Source organism: Anaeroplasma sp. (genome assembly GCF_034179385.1).
In the GTDB taxonomy this organism is placed as follows: Bacteria; Bacillota_I; Bacilli_A; order Acholeplasmatales; family Anaeroplasmataceae; genus Anaeroplasma.
On the sequence record NZ_JAXFPY010000064.1, the window covers coordinates 15840 to 32670 of the forward strand.

The 16831-nt window shown below is 31.4% G+C and carries 16 protein-coding genes; 3 read left to right on the forward strand and 13 right to left on the reverse strand.

The window, feature by feature from the left end; genetic code table 11:
• Positions 1 to 16: 16 nt before the first annotated feature.
• Positions 17 to 1804: a glycosyltransferase gene (locus SPJ17_RS04075; RefSeq protein ID WP_321092958.1), complete on the reverse strand. Its 1788-nt coding sequence runs from the start codon at positions 1802 to 1804 to the stop codon at positions 17 to 19.
• 179 nt (positions 1805 to 1983) lie between these two features.
• Between SPJ17_RS04075 and SPJ17_RS04080 the strand changes: the two genes are divergently transcribed.
• Positions 1984 to 2580 carry a helix-turn-helix transcriptional regulator gene (locus SPJ17_RS04080; RefSeq protein ID WP_321092960.1) on the forward strand — a complete coding sequence of 199 codons (597 nt, stop codon included), beginning with the start codon at positions 1984 to 1986 and terminating at the stop codon, positions 2578 to 2580.
• 28 nt (positions 2581 to 2608) lie between these two features.
• Here the strand turns inward: SPJ17_RS04080 and SPJ17_RS04085 are convergent, their stop codons facing one another.
• Complete coding sequence (locus SPJ17_RS04085; protein WP_321092961.1) at positions 2609 to 3043, reverse strand: hypothetical protein; 435 nt, start codon at positions 3041 to 3043, stop codon at positions 2609 to 2611.
• Positions 3044 to 3195: 152 nt separating this feature from the next.
• Between SPJ17_RS04085 and SPJ17_RS04090 the strand changes: the two genes are divergently transcribed.
• Positions 3196 to 3840, forward strand: a complete 645-nt coding sequence (locus SPJ17_RS04090; RefSeq protein ID WP_321092963.1) for a DUF1836 domain-containing protein — start codon at positions 3196 to 3198, stop codon at positions 3838 to 3840.
• Between the two features lie 40 nt (positions 3841 to 3880).
• On the opposite strand, the gene proC is transcribed toward SPJ17_RS04090, so the two are convergent.
• From proC to SPJ17_RS04120, 6 genes are read right to left on the reverse strand one after another with little or no spacing between them, the layout of a single operon-like run.
• Positions 3881 to 4675: a pyrroline-5-carboxylate reductase gene (gene proC / locus SPJ17_RS04095; protein ID WP_321092964.1), complete on the reverse strand. Its 795-nt coding sequence runs from the start codon at positions 4673 to 4675 to the stop codon at positions 3881 to 3883.
• Positions 4675 to 5919 (reverse strand): glutamate-5-semialdehyde dehydrogenase, encoded by a 1245-nt coding sequence (locus tag SPJ17_RS04100; protein WP_321092965.1) that lies wholly within the window; start codon positions 5917 to 5919, stop codon positions 4675 to 4677. Before SPJ17_RS04100 ends, proC begins: the two co-directional genes overlap by 1 nt.
• On the reverse strand, positions 5900 to 7045 hold the full coding sequence (proB, locus tag SPJ17_RS04105; RefSeq protein ID WP_321092966.1) for a glutamate 5-kinase: 1146 nt from the start codon (positions 7043 to 7045) through the stop codon (positions 5900 to 5902). Before proB ends, SPJ17_RS04100 begins: the two co-directional genes overlap by 20 nt.
• A 58-nt stretch (positions 7046 to 7103) precedes the next feature.
• Entirely contained in the window at positions 7104 to 10247 is a 3144-nt protein-coding gene (locus SPJ17_RS04110) for a hypothetical protein (protein ID WP_321092967.1), read from the reverse strand.
• A gap of 53 nt (positions 10248 to 10300) precedes the next feature.
• Positions 10301 to 10747, reverse strand: a complete 447-nt coding sequence (locus SPJ17_RS04115; protein ID WP_321092968.1) for a YfcE family phosphodiesterase — start codon at positions 10745 to 10747, stop codon at positions 10301 to 10303.
• The gene (locus tag SPJ17_RS04120; protein WP_321092970.1) at positions 10722 to 11312 is read right to left on the reverse strand and encodes an XTP/dITP diphosphatase; all 591 of its coding nucleotides are present in this window, start codon (positions 11310 to 11312) and stop codon (positions 10722 to 10724) included. The genes SPJ17_RS04115 and SPJ17_RS04120 overlap by 26 nt, the downstream gene beginning before the upstream one ends.
• A 139-nt stretch (positions 11313 to 11451) precedes the next feature.
• Here SPJ17_RS04120 and coaD point away from each other — a divergent pair, with 139 nt between their 5' ends.
• Complete coding sequence (gene coaD, locus SPJ17_RS04125; RefSeq protein WP_321092971.1) at positions 11452 to 11931, forward strand: pantetheine-phosphate adenylyltransferase; 480 nt, start codon at positions 11452 to 11454, stop codon at positions 11929 to 11931.
• 19 nt (positions 11932 to 11950) lie between these two features.
• Here the strand turns inward: coaD and SPJ17_RS04130 are convergent, their stop codons facing one another.
• From SPJ17_RS04130 to SPJ17_RS04150, 5 genes are all read right to left on the reverse strand, one after another.
• Positions 11951 to 12355, reverse strand: a complete 405-nt coding sequence (locus SPJ17_RS04130) for an NUDIX domain-containing protein (protein ID WP_321092973.1) — start codon at positions 12353 to 12355, stop codon at positions 11951 to 11953.
• Entirely contained in the window at positions 12252 to 13736 is a 1485-nt protein-coding gene (locus SPJ17_RS04135) for an MATE family efflux transporter (protein WP_321092975.1), read from the reverse strand. Before SPJ17_RS04135 ends, SPJ17_RS04130 begins: the two co-directional genes overlap by 104 nt.
• A gap of 24 nt (positions 13737 to 13760) precedes the next feature.
• Complete coding sequence (locus SPJ17_RS04140) at positions 13761 to 14429, reverse strand: HAD family hydrolase (RefSeq protein ID WP_321092977.1); 669 nt, start codon at positions 14427 to 14429, stop codon at positions 13761 to 13763.
• Positions 14430 to 14526: 97 nt separating this feature from the next.
• Positions 14527 to 16023: a 4-alpha-glucanotransferase gene (gene malQ / locus SPJ17_RS04145; protein ID WP_321092978.1), complete on the reverse strand. Its 1497-nt coding sequence runs from the start codon at positions 16021 to 16023 to the stop codon at positions 14527 to 14529.
• Between the two features lie 477 nt (positions 16024 to 16500).
• Positions 16501 to 16831 (reverse strand): hypothetical protein (locus SPJ17_RS04150; protein WP_321092979.1); only part of this gene is annotated, 331 nt, incomplete at its 5' end.

Below are 16831 nucleotides of genomic sequence, written 5' to 3' on the forward strand. Positions count from 1 at the left end.
GTAAGCATTTTTTTGCTTACCTTGCTGCATATTCCAGAGGAATATTGTATGTTTTTTCGTAAATATCCTTCCATAAGGAATAATTCTCTTGCATCAAATGATGAATTTGCTCTTTAGAATTCTCTTCCTTATTCGCATAAATTGGCTTTCCAATGTGAATGGTATATTCCTGTACCTTAAATCCATTCGAATCAATTACATCAGAATCCTCCATAGTAATAAAGCATGGTACAACAGGTACATTATTCTTTACAGCAAATTGGAAGGCACCCTTTTGAAGTGGCTTTGGTTTTTTATAATTCCACCACATCGATTGCTCAGGATATACTAATACAAAATTACCCTTTTCAAGTAATTCATTTGTCGATTTCATAAATTGCTGCATAGCCTTCATATTGGTTGCTAAAGGAAGTGTATAGCAATTCCTCATTAAAAATCCATAGAATCCTGGAAAACTTGTATAATTTCCTTCACGAATGACACGGTAGAATCTTTTTTTCTTTCTATCCTTCTTATTGATACATGCTTCATATGCAACCTGTATTGCGAAGGAATCAAAAGCATTAAAATGATTACATGTAAGAATGGCACCACTATCTAAATCTCTTAGATTCTCAATTCCTTCAATATCCTTAATAATCATTTGCTTATTACGGATAATTTTATTTAAGTATCTTCTTGCGATAAAGTATGCTGCCTTAGTCTTAAGCTTAGATGAAACCTTCTTCTTTAGATAGTCGACCTCACCAGGGATAATCTCTCTACTGGGAGGATCTTGCTCAACATCCTCAGAAAATCTTCCCTCAAGCTCATATTCTCTAATTTTCTTCATAATTCTTAATCGATCAATCGAATGTACAGCAATTTCACCCTTCTTAAGAAGCTTTATATAAGAATCCTCTCTTGCTGTTTCATTTATGGCTAATGCCTCAAGGTTCTTAGCCTGCTCCATATCTCTTAAAACCTGTTCTTCAGAATAATTCTTCTGAATATCTTTAATTTCGTCATAGCCTGGTGTCATTTGAGCATATTTCCAAAAGAAGTTACCTAAAGGTCCATTCTTCATATGCCAAGGCTTACCCCACATAATATAATGGATCATATTGATTTCTTCATCCTTATATTTAATTTCACCATAGATTTCAACATTCCATGAATTATCAATCCATAAAACCTTATGGTTACAAATTACATTTAAATAATCCTCATCCTGTGTAACTTGAAATCTATATACTCCAAGTAAATTGATGAATTGATCTAATACACAATCCTCTCTAAACCTTTTACAGTTAATGAGCATTAAGCCTGCATTGAAGAATTCATTTCTATTGACGCCACATACCTCTTCTACATATCTTCCATAGCATTCGGTTTGAAGCATTGCCTGCTCATTACAAGCTCCACAGTAATAATCTTCAATATTATGGGAATAGAATTTAGATATATCTCCTAATACGATAGTATCTGAATCGATATAGATGGCTTTATCATATTCTTCAAACATTTCTGCAATAAATAAACGGAAATAGGTTGTCTTATTGTAATAGTCTCTAACAGGTAATCCAGATTCAATAGAATCATAATAGCTAGATACATCTATATACTCAACAGTAAATCCATCCTTCTTTACACTCTCATATTTCTTTTTTGTTTCCTCTTTAATATCTGTATTTAAAATATACACTCTATATTCATAATCTTTGGATGCATTTTCCATAATGGACTTTAAAGTAACCATTGTGAACTTTACATATTTATCATCACATGCGAAGAATATAGGTACGATTCCTTTTGAAGTTTTCATAAAATACCTCCTTGGTTCTTTTACCGACTGAATAATAAAACAATAGAGCTCTACTGTCAATAATTTACAAAGCTACAGTGAATTCAACTAGAATTCTACCCAAAAAATAGGACTCTACTCACAGTAGAATTTGAATTATACCCCTATTTTTTGCGGGAAAAATGGGGTATAATATAATTATGAGTGATTTAAAACAGCTTATAGCTCAAAATTTAGTAGAGCTAAGAAAATCTAGAAAATATACACAACAGGACATAGCCAATATGGTTCAATACTCTGATAAAGCCGTATCAAAGTGGGAGAAAGGAGAATCATTACCAGATATTGAAGTCTTATATCAGATATGTAACATATATGGTGTAACCCTAGATTACTTGACCCATGATGGATCTTATGATGAGAAAAAGGAATATGTCATTCCTGAATCGGAATTCAGAAATCGAATTATCATTACTCTTCTTTTTTCATCTATTATTTGGATGGGCGTAATCATTGTGTACGTATATCAGAATTTGTACCATAATTTTAACTACTGGACTATTTTTGTATGGGCCTTACCAGCAAACTGTATTCTTCTTTGGTTTTTCAATATGAAATGGGGAAGAAGAAAATGGTTCATCTATATAGGCTCTATATTCGTATGGACCCTTTTAGCTAGCCTATATTTACAAATATTAGTTTCGAGTAATTATCAATTTAATTATTGGATGCTATTCTTAATTGGTATTCCAATACAAATTGCATTAGGTTTATTAACCCAATTAAGACATTATTAAAAACGAAGTCCAAAAAAGGACTTCTTTTTTATTCTTGTAGAAGGACATTTTGATAATTCATAATATCTAGATGAAAATATCCTCTTACCTCTTCTAATACCTCACTATATGTCTTTAGTGCTTTTGCATCTAGTGGATCCTGTAAGATAATCTTTACGCCATAAAATTTGCAAATAGATACAATTTCCATTAAATTTCTTTTAAATTCCTCTTTCGTTTTATTTAATGCATAATCTCCCTCACCTAAGGAAATTACACATGCATTAAAGCGTTCTACCTTAAGGAATGCCTTAATAAGGAGTAATGCTTCGCTAGAGGATAGATTCTTCTTAGAAAGATTATAAACCTCATACTTCTTATATAGCATTCTTAAATAATATTCATTGGATATATAATATAATCCGTTTGTTATATATTCTCTTAAATAATGGCTACAACCAGCCACAAGAATTCTTTTTTCCATAGCGACACGCTCCTTATTGCAAAACTATTTCATCTAGTTTTCGATACTATATTAAACCAATTTTAAAAACTTGTCAACTATTTTTGATTTATTTTTATTGTAATTTTAACAATAGCGTGATAAAATTAGAATAATCAATCGAGGTGTTATATATGGACAGCATAAAGAAAGCATTAGAAAATTGGATGAACGAACTAAATAATTTTAGCTTTAAGGACTATGAAGCATTACCCGATTTAGATTTATATATGGATCAGGTTATTCAATTTCTAGATAAGCAATTATATATTTTCCAAACCTCTACTATGGATAAGCAAATTACCCCATCTATGATTAACAATTACGTAAAGGGTGAGGTTTTACCTTCTCCTATTGCGAAAAAGTATAATAAGGAGCATTTGGCTCTAATTGAAGAAATTTGTACCCTAAAGCAGGTATTATCCATTGCTGAGGTAAAGCAAATTATTGATTCTGAATATAAGGATTCCGTAGCTAAGGCTGAAATATTCAATAAATTCAATCGATTAAATAATGAAAAGATTGAAGTATCTGTTTTAGAAGCATTCAAGCATTTAAATGCTATCGAAGAAAATGATACACAAGCATTAACAGAGCTTGCGATGGATTTTGCGATGACTGCAAATACCTATATTCAAATCTCTAAGCGTATCCTATATTTAATTCGTGCATATGAAATTGCAGAGAAGGCTAAAGAGGCTATGGAAAAGAGAAAAGAAAAGAAAGATAAAAAGGATGAAAAGGAAGAGGAGATAGAAGCATCTTCTGTTTCAAAATAAAAAGAAAAATGGAAATTCGTATTTGAATTTCCATTTATTTTTATTTCGAAAGCTCTTTAGACCTATTTGCGCAAGCTCTTGCGCATTTTTTTATTGTCTCTTCAAAATTGTTCTTCTTTAATTCATCAAGCCCTGCTAGAGTAGTTCCACCCTTAGAGCATACATTTGTAATTAATGTATCTATAGAATCCTCAGATTCTAAAATCATATCACAGGAAGATTTAATGGATTCTACTGCTAATTTTTTAGCAGTCTCAAAATCGATACCATTTTCTTTAGCATCCTCAATAAATGCTTTCGCAAATACATATAAATATGCAGGCATAGAACCATTTAAGGCTAAGGAATCATCCATTTTATCCTCTTCTATTTCATAGGCAACTCCAATGGAATTAAAAATATTCATTGCAGAATGGAAATATATATTGGATGAATCGTTCGAACAAACGGTTGTTACACCACGACCAATTTGGGCTGGTGTATTTGGCATTGCGCGAACAACAAAGGCATTTTGAAAATAACCTTCAATATATGTAATAGATAATCCTGCCGCAATAGAGATTACACATCTTGCAGTATAATCATACTTTTTGGATGATTCTAATACTTGCGAAAACATTTGAGGCTTAATTGCAAGTAATATAATTTTTGAATCCTCAAATACTCTTTCTACATTATTTGTTACCTGATACCCATTTTTACTATAATAATCCAATTTTTCATCAGAATGAACATATAATAATATATCCTCCTTCTTATATAAGCATGATTTCATAATTCCATTTAAGATGGCTGACCCCATCTTACCAACACCTAAAATTGCAAGCTGATACATTATTTTCTTACCTGTCCATTTCCATAAATTAAATATTTGTAGGTTGTAATTTCCTTTAAGCCCATAGGGCCTCTTGCGTGAAGCTTCGCAGTGGAAATACCAATTTCAGCGCCAAACCCGAAGCATCCACCATCCGTAAATCTCGTTGATGCGTTATGGTATACACATGCAGAATCAATTTCATTCATAAAGCGAATGTATGCATCCTTATTTTCTGTAATAATTGCCTCACTATGCTTTGTCGAATGTAAGTTGATATGCTTTATAGCCTCATCTACGTTTTGAACAACTTTTAAGGCAACAATATAATCGTTATATTCTGTATAATAATCCTCCTCTTTCGCACACTCGCAGGAAATTATTTCTTGAGATTTTAAATCTCCTCTTATTTCTATTTTAAGCTCATCGAATTTTTCTTTAAGCATAGGTAAAAATTGCATCTTTATTTTTTCATCCACTAAAATATTTTCGATTGCGTTACATACGCTAGGGCGTTGATATTTCGCATTTACAATGACATTAAGTGCCATATCTAAGTTAGCGTCCTCATGAACATATAAATGACAATTTCCTGCACCTGTTTCAATATATGGAACCTTTGCATTCGATACAACATATTGAATTAAGCCCTTTGAGCCTCTAGGAATTAATAAATCGATATATTCCTTTTTTGTAATAAGCTCATTCGTTACACTTCTATCGGTTGCCTCAATTAATGTAATCGAATTCTCATCTACAATATTCTTAATGGCATCCTGCATGACCTTACATAATGCCTTATTGGTATGAATAGCCTCCTTACCGCCCTTAAGCACACAGGCATTTGCTGTTTTAATACATAGTGATGCAATATCGACACAAACATTAGGTCTTGACTCAAAGATTACTGCAATAACTCCAAAGGGTACGCGAACCTTTTTAATTTTTAAGCCATTATCTCTTTCGATTTCATCAATAACCTCACCAATATAATCCTCTAAGGACATAATATTTTTAATACCCAAAATTAATTCATCTATTCTTTTGTCATTTAAGGTTAATCTTTCAATCATAGAATCCTTAATTAAGGCATCCTTTGCAAGCTTAATATCCTTTTCATTTTCCTTTAGTATATATTCTCTATTTTTATCGATAGCCTCATATATATTTTTTAGCATTAGATTTCTTTCTTCATTTGTAAGCTTTAATAATGCTTTTTGCGCTTCCTTTGTAGATGCTAAAATATTATTTAACGAATCTTCCATAATACCCCTCCTTAAGAATTACCATATCATCTGCATAGATAACTCCCTTTTTAGGCTTAAAGCCTATTAAGCCTTCGGCTTCCTTAGAGCTTAATCCCAAAATGGATTCAATTTCCTTTGAAGAATAATTTGAAATACCTTTAGCAAGAACTACTCCATCCATAGATAGAATATCTAATATAGCACCAGATAAGAATTCACCCTTAACATTAAGAATTCCCTTAGGTAAAATCGATACCTTTCTTTCAGAAAGAGCCTTTTCTACACCCTTATCTACTAAAATTGCACCTTGGCTATTTGCTTTAAAAATCATCCAATGCTCTCTTGAGGATATCTCATGATATTTTGCTTTAAATAGGGTACCAATTTCTTCTCCCTTTACAATATCATAAAGCCTATCTATCTCAAAAGAATTACAAATAATCATATTTACCCCAGCCATAGTGGCAATTAATGCGGCATCAATTTTAGTTTCCATACCACCTGTACCCACATTTGAGGTTGCACCAGATACCATAGATAAAATTGTAGAATCGATTTTATCGACCTCTTTAATCATTTCTGCATCCGAATATATTTTTGGATTCTTTGTATATAAGCCATTAATATCTGAAAATAAAATCAATAAATCACAATCCATCATAGGAGATATTAATCCTGCAAGTGTATCATTATCTCCAACCTTAATTTCTTCTACCGCAAGTGCATCATTTTCATTGATGATAGGGATAATATTATTCTTAAACATTGCATCTAATGTATTCGATAAATATAGCATTCTTTTCCTGACTTGAAAATCATCATGATTGAGGAGGATTTGTCCAAGCTTTAAATTATAGATTTCTGCAACCTTATTATAGGCTTCCATAAGCTTTGCTTGACCTACTGCCGCACAAGCCTGCTTAAGTGCCATATCACGAGGCTTTTTTGAAAGCCCAAGCTCATGCATACCAACTGCAATAGCGCCACTTGTAACCAGTGCTACATCCATTCCATTTTCCTTTAATTTTTGGAATTGCTGCATAATCTTAACGAATACTGGCTCATTTAAAGAATAATCGTCACGAACTAGTGAGGATGAACCTATTTTTATCATAATTCTCTTTACATTTGATAAATTCCTCATAATCTCTTCTCCAAAAAATTTTTAATATTTTACCATAAAAGGCTTTTTAAAGCCTTCTTTATGATTTATCTTTTTTTAATCCTTTTAATAAGTCCTTCATACGGAATCTCTTATTATAAAAATCACCAAAAATGTATTGATAACCATTTTCCCTTGCAATATCAATATCTTCCTTTTCGTTCATATTGGATAATATAACCATAACATTATGCTTCTTACATAAATCTAGGATTTCTGGTACAGTTTCTAAATTCACCCCATGATAATCATAAATGAAATAATCACATAGGCCTCTATATACATCAAAGATATCTTTGCTTGCTAGAGTATAATTTGTATTTTTCAATTGAGCTAGTGGAGTATTATAAATAGAATCTGCGACAAACACAATATATTTTGGATTAATCTTATAGAATTTTTCATGTGTTTGAATTGCCTCTATATACCTTTCCTCTAAGGTTTCCTTTGAAACAGGAATAAATAATCTAGGGTATGCCTTAGTTTCATTATTGAATAATCTAAGCTCAGAATATGCCATTCTAAGCATATATTTTTCAATTTGAGGAACTAAATTCTTTCTTCTTATTACCCTATACATCTCCTCATTTGAGATTTCTAGTGTATCCATACTAATCTCTAAATAGAAGCCTAATATCTTATTCCCACTCAAATTTACAATTTGCTTATACATCATGGATAAGCTACCCTGATCTAATGCCTCACTTATGGCAGTAACCATATGATTTAGATAGAACCTAGCCTTAGCCATCTTAGAATCATAGTGTGCAATATGGTTTCCAGATTCCTCCATATTCGCTGCATCGATTAGGGCATCGGATGCATTCGATATCATTTCGGATACATCACTTAAATTCATATTCTTTCCTAAACGGAATACGCCACAATTAAAATAGATATTTACTCTATAATTTAATTGCTTCATTTCCATATTACATTTATTTAAGCCTTCCATTAATATGGAATCCACTACTCTTTTATCATTAATTTTAGGAATTAATATAGCGTAGGTGGTTGCAAATAAATGGTAGATAGAGATATTAAAATGATTTTGAAATGCATCCTTTAATTTTACGCCTATAGCGTAAATTAATTGATTATAGAAATTTAGGCCATAAATATCTTTATAGAACATGGAATCCTGGCAATCGATAATAGCTAAGGATAATTTCTTATTTGGATATTCCTTAACTAAATCGGTTGTAAGCTTTACCTCTGTTTGCATATGAGATATTGGATTTTGATAGGCTAACGCAACTAAATCCTTCTTTTCCTTATCTTCTTCTGTAATATCATCAATTAAAGAATATATCGTGATCATTCCATTATGGAATAATGGATAGAATCTTTCATGTATACGAATTTCTCTATTCTCTCTTTTAAAGGTATATTCTAAGGATAAATCCATCGTTTGAAGTGCATATAATTCATTTAATATTTCCTTGTATTTGGCTATATCCTTTGCATCCATATGCATATAATAATCCTTATCATTTAAGGTTTCAAATACACCTAAAATATCTTGAGCCTTCTTTGAAAAATGATAATAACCGTCTAAATTCTCTATGATACCTGAGGACATATTTTCCGTTAGGAAAATCATTTTTTTATTTTTAAGAATATTCTTTTCCTTTTCTAGATATTCGATTAATCGAGCATTTATAAGCTTAGTGATAAGCCTTAAAGATTCATAGCATAATTCATTGGCTAAAAATGGAGTCTTTGAAATATAGGTAATCGAGCCTATTTCTCTATTATTTTCAAAAATAGGCATTGCAATACCATAGGTATCCTCTAGATAGGTTTTACCCGTTACAATATTTTTAGAATAGGTTTGATCACTTTGATCTAAGAATACCTCAGTACCCATTTGCATAGCCTGGTATCCTAGTGTACCCTCTAATTGCTCTATTTTAGGCTCCTTATCATATACTCTTTCAACCTTATAATGGTATCCTAAATATTTATAATCAAAATATAAGATATAGATTTCATCAATAAAATATTGCTTAGATATTTCTATAGAGGCTCTTCTGAATTCTTCCCTAAATTTGATATTATGATCCATATTAATTAAAGAATCAAAGATTAAGGATAGCTTTTCATAATTTTCTGAAATCGTAACATTCTTAATGGATTTTATATCCTCAATAACCTTTTGGCTTTGGATTGGTACTTCTTCTACCTTAGGGTTTAAAATGCCTAGTGGGCTATAATTTAAATCCTCTACAATAGTCTTTTTTGTATATACTTCCTCATTCTTATCCTCTAGAGTAGGTATTACAATTTCTTCCTTTTTCTTTGTCTTTTTGGGCTGCTTTTTCGTCTCTTCCTTTGGATTTAATATAGCCTCAAGCTCTTCTATTTTTCTTCTATAATGAAGGACACTAGACGCTGTATTCGTATGAATATATAAATCTAAGGCAGCTTTTGAAAATTCTAAGGATTCTTTAGGAAATTCTTCCGTAATCAATTCCTCGTAATTACTTTCTACAATGGATGCTTTTTTATAATTGTCTACCTCTATATAGCATCTTATCATATAGGATGCAATTAATAATTTTTTATCTATAGAGGCATCAAATTCCTTAAAGAAGGAATCTCCATCCTGGATGACTCTTATATAATTCTTTCTTATATAAGCAATTTCTATTTTGTTTTTAGAAATCTCCTCCTGATGTTGTAAATCAAGAGTTGTCGTATAATAGCTTTCAAGCTTTGGAATCGTTTCTAGATACTTATCGAAATCCTTTTCCATATAATAAATATTTGCTAATTTTTCAAGCGCATAGATTTCTTCTTCATGTGTAATATCATCATCTAAATACTCAGTTAAGGCATGCTTAGCATTTTCATAATCTCCCTTAGCTAAATAAAGTCTTAGGGCATCCTTTATATATTCGTTTGTACGTGAAATAGGCAAAAGCTCCTTCTTAATACGAATATATTTAATTGCCTGATCAAAAGCCCCTACATCTAAGGTGATTTCAATAATGGAGGAGGTAAGTGCTATAGCACCCTCTCTATCCATTTTATTTAAATCTGGTACATATTCATATAAAAGCTTTAAAGCCTCATTGTTTTTACCAAGCTCATGTAAAACTAAGCCCTTATATGCAATAGCTTGCATATATTCATTTGAAAATTTCGTCTTTTGGCTTACAAAAAGATCTATCTTTTTCACCGAAGACGTAACTTTATCTAATTGTAAGATTTCATCCAAAGACAACAAAATAATCACCACTTAAATTCAAATTTTTTATAATTCTTTTCCATAAAATAATAATAGATATAATCATCCTCTATGATGATTTTAAAATCATCCATATATGCACCTGGATTCATTGTAAGTAAATCAAGACTTGGCTTCCAAATAGGAATATGCGTATGCCCAAAAAGGCATACGGATGCCCCAAGCTCTAAGGCCCTATACATAACTCTATCATAGCCTTCCTTTACATCATAATAATGGCCATGGGTAATGAATACCTTTCTTCCAAATAAATCAAGCAATAATTCCTTTGGACCATAATCATCACAGTTTCCTATGACATAATGCACCTTATTTTCTTCTAATACAGATAAGGATTTACCATAATCCCCACAATGAATAACACAATCAAATTGACTAAAATCCTCATCAACTAATTTATTATGACTATCGCTTATAAGTAAAATCCTCATTGATTAGCTCCTTCATTTTCCTTATTGCCCTTGCACGATGGGAAATTGTATTTTTTAATTCTAATGGTACCTCTGCAAATGTTTTGCCGAATTCCTCAATGTAAAAATATGGATCGTACCCAAAGCCATTTTCACCCTTTGGTGTATCGATAATTTTACCCTCAACAGTACCTTCTGTAACGAAATATTTTCCATCTGGGTAATAGATACATATGGCACATACGTATCTTGCGCATCTATTTTCAATGCCTTTTAAATTATGAATTAATAATTTATTATTATCGAAATCATTATGGGTTCCTGCATATCTGGCTGAATAAATGCCAGGGGCTCCGCCTAGGGCATCTACCATAAGGCCTGAATCATCTGAAATTGCAATGACCCCTAAATCTAATGAAACCTGTCTTGCTTTAATAATTGCATTTTCCTTGAATGTTTTTCCATCCTCTATGATTTCCTTATTATAACCTATTTCATTTAAGGTTTTAAATTCGATATGTTCACTTCCAAATAAGCTTTTAAATTCATAAACCTTATTTTTATTATTTGTTGCTATAACTATCATAATCTCACCGCCAATATAAAATCATTATATCATAAAATAGAATGAGTTTTAATAAGCAATTCAAAAACAATTTCATACCAAAAGAAAATTTAATGACAAACGCTATACCATGATATATAATTATTTTGTGAGGTGTAATATGAGAAAAGCCATATATCCTGGATCCTTTGATCCTATTTCTAATGGACATTTAGATATAATAAAAAGAGCTTCAAAGCTCTTTGATGAATTACATATTGTAGTTTCGTATAATATTAAGAAAGAATCCTCCTTTAGTGTCGAAGAAAGAATTTCTATGCTAAAGAAGGTAACAGAGGGAATTCCAAATATCGTCATTACCTCTTATTCTGGTTTAGTTGTATCCTATTGTAAGGAAAATAACATTAATGTCATCCTTCGTGGAATGAGAAATTATTCTGATTTTGAAGCAGAATTCTCCTTATTCCAATACAATAAGGATATTTATCCCGATGTTGAAACGATATTGTTAATGCCAGAGGCCAAGAATCAAATTATTTCATCTAGTGCAATTAAGGAGCTTGTTGCCTTTGGTGTTAGCATTGAAAAATATGTACCAAAATGCTTAGTTGAGGAAATCACAAAGAAATTCAAAAAATAAAGGAATGTGCTGCATTCCTTTATTTTTTTAAGTAATTTTCAGCAAGCTTTAGAATTTCCTTATCGGATGGATAGGTTAGGATATCTAATGCTTCCTTAAATTTTAAGAAGTAAATTTCTTTAACCTCTTCTTCCTCTGCTTTAACATCCTCTGTTGTTATTCTTCCAACAAAGAAGATGACATCCTTAATGACATTAGGCTTAGGAGAATAGGTAATCTTATGGCGAAATCCTGTATCGATTATCGCATCTAAATGAGTTTCTTCTTTTATTTCTCTTAATGCAGTTTCTACTTCTGTTTCATTCCCCTCTACATGTCCCTTAACCAAAGAGTAATGACCGATCTGCATCTTTTCGATTAAATAATATCTTATACCATCTACTATTTTGTATAAAACTGCACCACAGCTTTTTTCTTTTTCCATAGATTTCTAAAACTCCTTCTCCTGTAGTTTTTTCTTCCAAAGGCTCTTCCTTATCTTCCTTAATTAGGGATTTATTCATCCATCTTCCACTAAACCAACGAATCAATGAAATAATACCCCTTACGAGTTCATCTAAGCCTTGAGCTAGAATAATTCCAGACAAATTAAGTTTACATACTACCGCAAATATCCAAGCACCACCAGCCATGACAACAACCATAGAAACAATAGCTAAAATCAATGGGAATAATACATCACCACTACTCTTTTGGGCACTGATGATAATTAAATTTATACATCTACCTATCTCAAGTATAAATACCATAGGTAAAACACTCTTAATAATTGGATTATAGGCATCTCCATTCGCAATTAAAGTAAATAATGGCTCTTCAAAGATATTAATCATAGATACTAAAAATAGTATAATGGATAAGCCAATTAAAGTAACCTTTAGGGTTAAAGTTTTCGCTTCTTGGTATTGGTGAGATCCAACATATCTTGCAACCATTATAGAATTTGATGCGGCAAGAGCGCTTGAGAACATATAAATATATCCTAACACTAAATTGATATAAACCCTAGAGGTTACCTCTTCTACAGGTAGTGTATGAAGGGCTGCCGTAAGAGAGAATGCACAAAGGGAATAGGTAACTGTTTCTAGTGCAGATGGTCCACCAATTTTAATGATGGCACCTAAAATACGATGATCTATTTTTCTTGGTATTAAAGGACATTTTAAAATGAAATGATTTAATATGATACCACATAATGTTTTAAACATCATGCTTAGAGCGGTTGCGATAGCCGCACCTGCAATACCAAGCTCTGGGAAGATACCTACACCAAAAATCAATAGCCAATTTAGTAAAACATTAATTAAATTTGATACAATCGATACAATTGTCATATAAAATGGCTTACCATAAGCTCTAAAGTTTGCATTAATGACCTGAGTTACCGCTTGAAATGGTAAAGCAACAGAACAAATTCTCATATAGGTTTTGGCATATTCAAAGAATTCATCCTTTGTATTGGCCATTTTAAGTAAGGCGCCATTTCCAAAGAAGAAAATGACCATAAGTAAAAGTCCTAAGCAAAAATTAAAGAATACTCCTTGGGCAAGAATTAGCTTTGAATCCTTATTCTTTCCGGCACCTAAAAACTGTCCTACAACAATAGACACACCATTCGATGAAATAATCAGTAGGGTTGTAAGAGAGGCTTGGGTGGAATTTGATGCACCTACAGCATCCACACATAATTCATTGTATCTAGTAAGCATTAATGTATCTACACTAGATAATAAATTTACTAATAGTAATTCTAAAAATATAGGAATAAATAAGAATACTATTTTACGAAATACATTCTCCTTCATCAAATCACCTTCTTAAAGATTCTTTTACAATAACTCATGAATACGATTCAATACCTTTTTGTATGAAAAGTTCACTATTTTATCCTTTGTATCTATAAAATAAGACTGATTCGATTCTATATAAATGGTTTTTAACCCTAATTCCTTTGCAGGTAATATATCATTATTGTAATCATTACCTATCATTATGGCATTAGATACATCTATAGAATATTTTTCTATTAGCTTTTTATAATACAAAGGATTCGGCTTTTTTATTCCTAAATCACTCGATAAAAAGATCCCATCAAAATAAGGAATCATATGGAATTTATTTAATTCCCAATTGGTAAAGGATGCTTGTGCATTGGATAATAAATAGATTTTATATCCTTCCTTTCTTAATTTCTTTAGTAATCTTTTTACCCCAAAATAAGGATGTATAAAATCTGTAGAAAGCCTTCTAAAGGTTTCAGATACCTTTACTGGATCTATCATAGGATATAGAATATGGAATACATCTAATATTTCAATTTCTTCCTTTTCCTTTTGTAGCTCCATACATAAATTTAAATATTCTTCTTTAAGTATGGAAGGATCATATTTCTTATATTTTTTGAATGCATTCGCTAAATGTATCCAAAAGGATTCCTTTTCTTCATCCGTATGTATATTCATTAATGTGCCATATAAATCAAATATAACAAATTTCATTTCAGTTATTCTCCTAAAGATAGAAAGGGGAGGCTCCTTGGTTGGAGCCTCCCAAAGAAAAAAGAGGTAAACAGTGATTTGAGTCGAATTCAAATCGTTAGCGATTATATTTTTTAATGTAGTCCTTTAGCTCTTCGCTAAGATGATCTGAGAAATAGGATTTCTTGCATCTATAGCTCCAGTTATCTGTTGAAACTGTAGATGGTAAATTCATTCTTGTCGAGCCATCCTGGCATAATAAATCCTGCATAGGAACAATTGCAATATTTGCAATAGATGCGAAGGCCATTTCAACAACAGTCTCTTCGATACCCCTTGCATCCTCTCCATGCATTTTTACGCCTAATAGGTCAGCTTCTCTTTTTACTCCTGCTTTAAATGTTTCAAATTCTCTTTCGTTTAAATCTAAAATGTATTGATAAAGTGGCATATTGTCATGTGTACCTGTATAGCATAATAGATTCTTCTTATAATTGCTTGGTAAGTGATCATTTTCTAAAGAACCATCGAATGCAAATTCCAAAATCTTCATACCAGGATATTGTGTATCTGCCATAAGCTTTCTTACACCATCATCGATAACACCTAAGTCCTCAGCGACAATATTTAAATCAAGCTTATCCTTGAATAGATCACTCTTAGGACCATCAAGCCATTCACCAATTTTCGCATTCGTATTCTCTGCAGGAATTGCATAATAACGGTCAAAGCCTCTAAAGTGGTCAATACGAAGCATATCAACAAACTTGAAGTTTGCATTAATTCTATAAGTCCACCACTTATATCCTCTAGACTTTTGGTATGCCCAGTTATAGCATGGGTTACCCCATAGCTGTCCATCCTCACTGAATATATCTGGTGGACATCCTGCAACTAAATGCTTTGTCTTATCTGGATTTAAATCGAATAATTCAGGGTGCTTCCAAACCTCAACAGAGTCATAAGCTACATAAATAGGCATATCACCCATGATTTTAATTCCAGCCTCTTTGGCATAATCCTTAAGCTTCTTCCACTCATTTACAAATTCGAATTGAGTCCATACCCAGAATAAATAATCATCCTTATATTTTTCGATAACTTCTTTTTCTAATTCCTCTGAATAATTCTTATATTTTTCATCCCATAAATCCCAGGATTTATATTCATGCATAGCCTTAATGGTCATGAATACAGCAAAATCATTATATTCAGCATCCTTAACAAACTTCTTAAAATTTCGATTTCCCTTATTGAAATTATGGAAAGCTTTTCTTAAAACTAGAGTTTTATTTTCGAATAATGCTGCATAATTTACTCTTAAAGGATCATCTCCAAAGAACACATTCTCATAATCTTCCTTCTTAAGAAGCTTCTTTTGTCTTAAAATATCAAAATCAATCAAATAATAATTCAATGCTGTAGATGATACAGACTGATATGGTGAATCACCATAATTCGTAGGAACAAGAGGCAATACCTGCCAAATCGAAACATTTGATTTCTTTAAAAAATCGATAAAATCAAAAGCTTCCTTTCCTAAAGTACCTACACCATACTTTGATGGTAGTGAAGTTATGTGTAATAAAACACCAGCACATCTTTTTTGTTCCATAGTTTTCCTCCAAATGAATTATATTCATTTTTAGTTTAAGTCTTTTTATAAATCATTACAAGTAAAACATTTGAACTTAACCAACTTTCAAAAGTGTTCAAACATTTCCGAAAGAATTTCGATTATTTTCAGAAATTCTTTTAATTAAAGCGAAATTTATGATATGAATTCAAGTTGTTCATCATATTTTCTTCAAAGAACACTCGTTTGAATCTTTTTAAATTTTATGAATATAACCATCCTAAAAAAATTTGTATATATCATTTCAAATACCTGCTCACCATGCGAAAAACAAGTATTTTCGTTTAGAGCAAAATGGATTGTGAAATTCAATTGTTTTTTGCAAATTTGTAATGTCTTTATACCACTTTTCAAAAAAGGATGAATGACATTTTCTCCTGATTTAACGGATTTTAATCATTCATCCTTATTTATTGTTTGTTATTCTCTTAGCGTTTCAATACTTTTATCTTATTTCTATTTTTCAATTAATGCTTCTAAAGGCAAGCACACCTCATTTTCTAGATAAAACGCTCTAAATGTATAATCCCAAAACCCATTTAATGCCTTACCTACAACGGTAATCTCATTTAGATCGAAATCATAATGAGCTACTATGGAACGAGATTCATTAAGATATATTACTATGTAAATATAACTACCATATATAAGATAATCACTAATGAATAATCCTCCATCGGATAGCTTAGAAATTGTATCATTTTGCTTCAAATCATTGATGAGTACCTTTTTACTACTTCCTGTATGATTATCTATTATATTCAAGCTGGTATTATTAATTTGAACA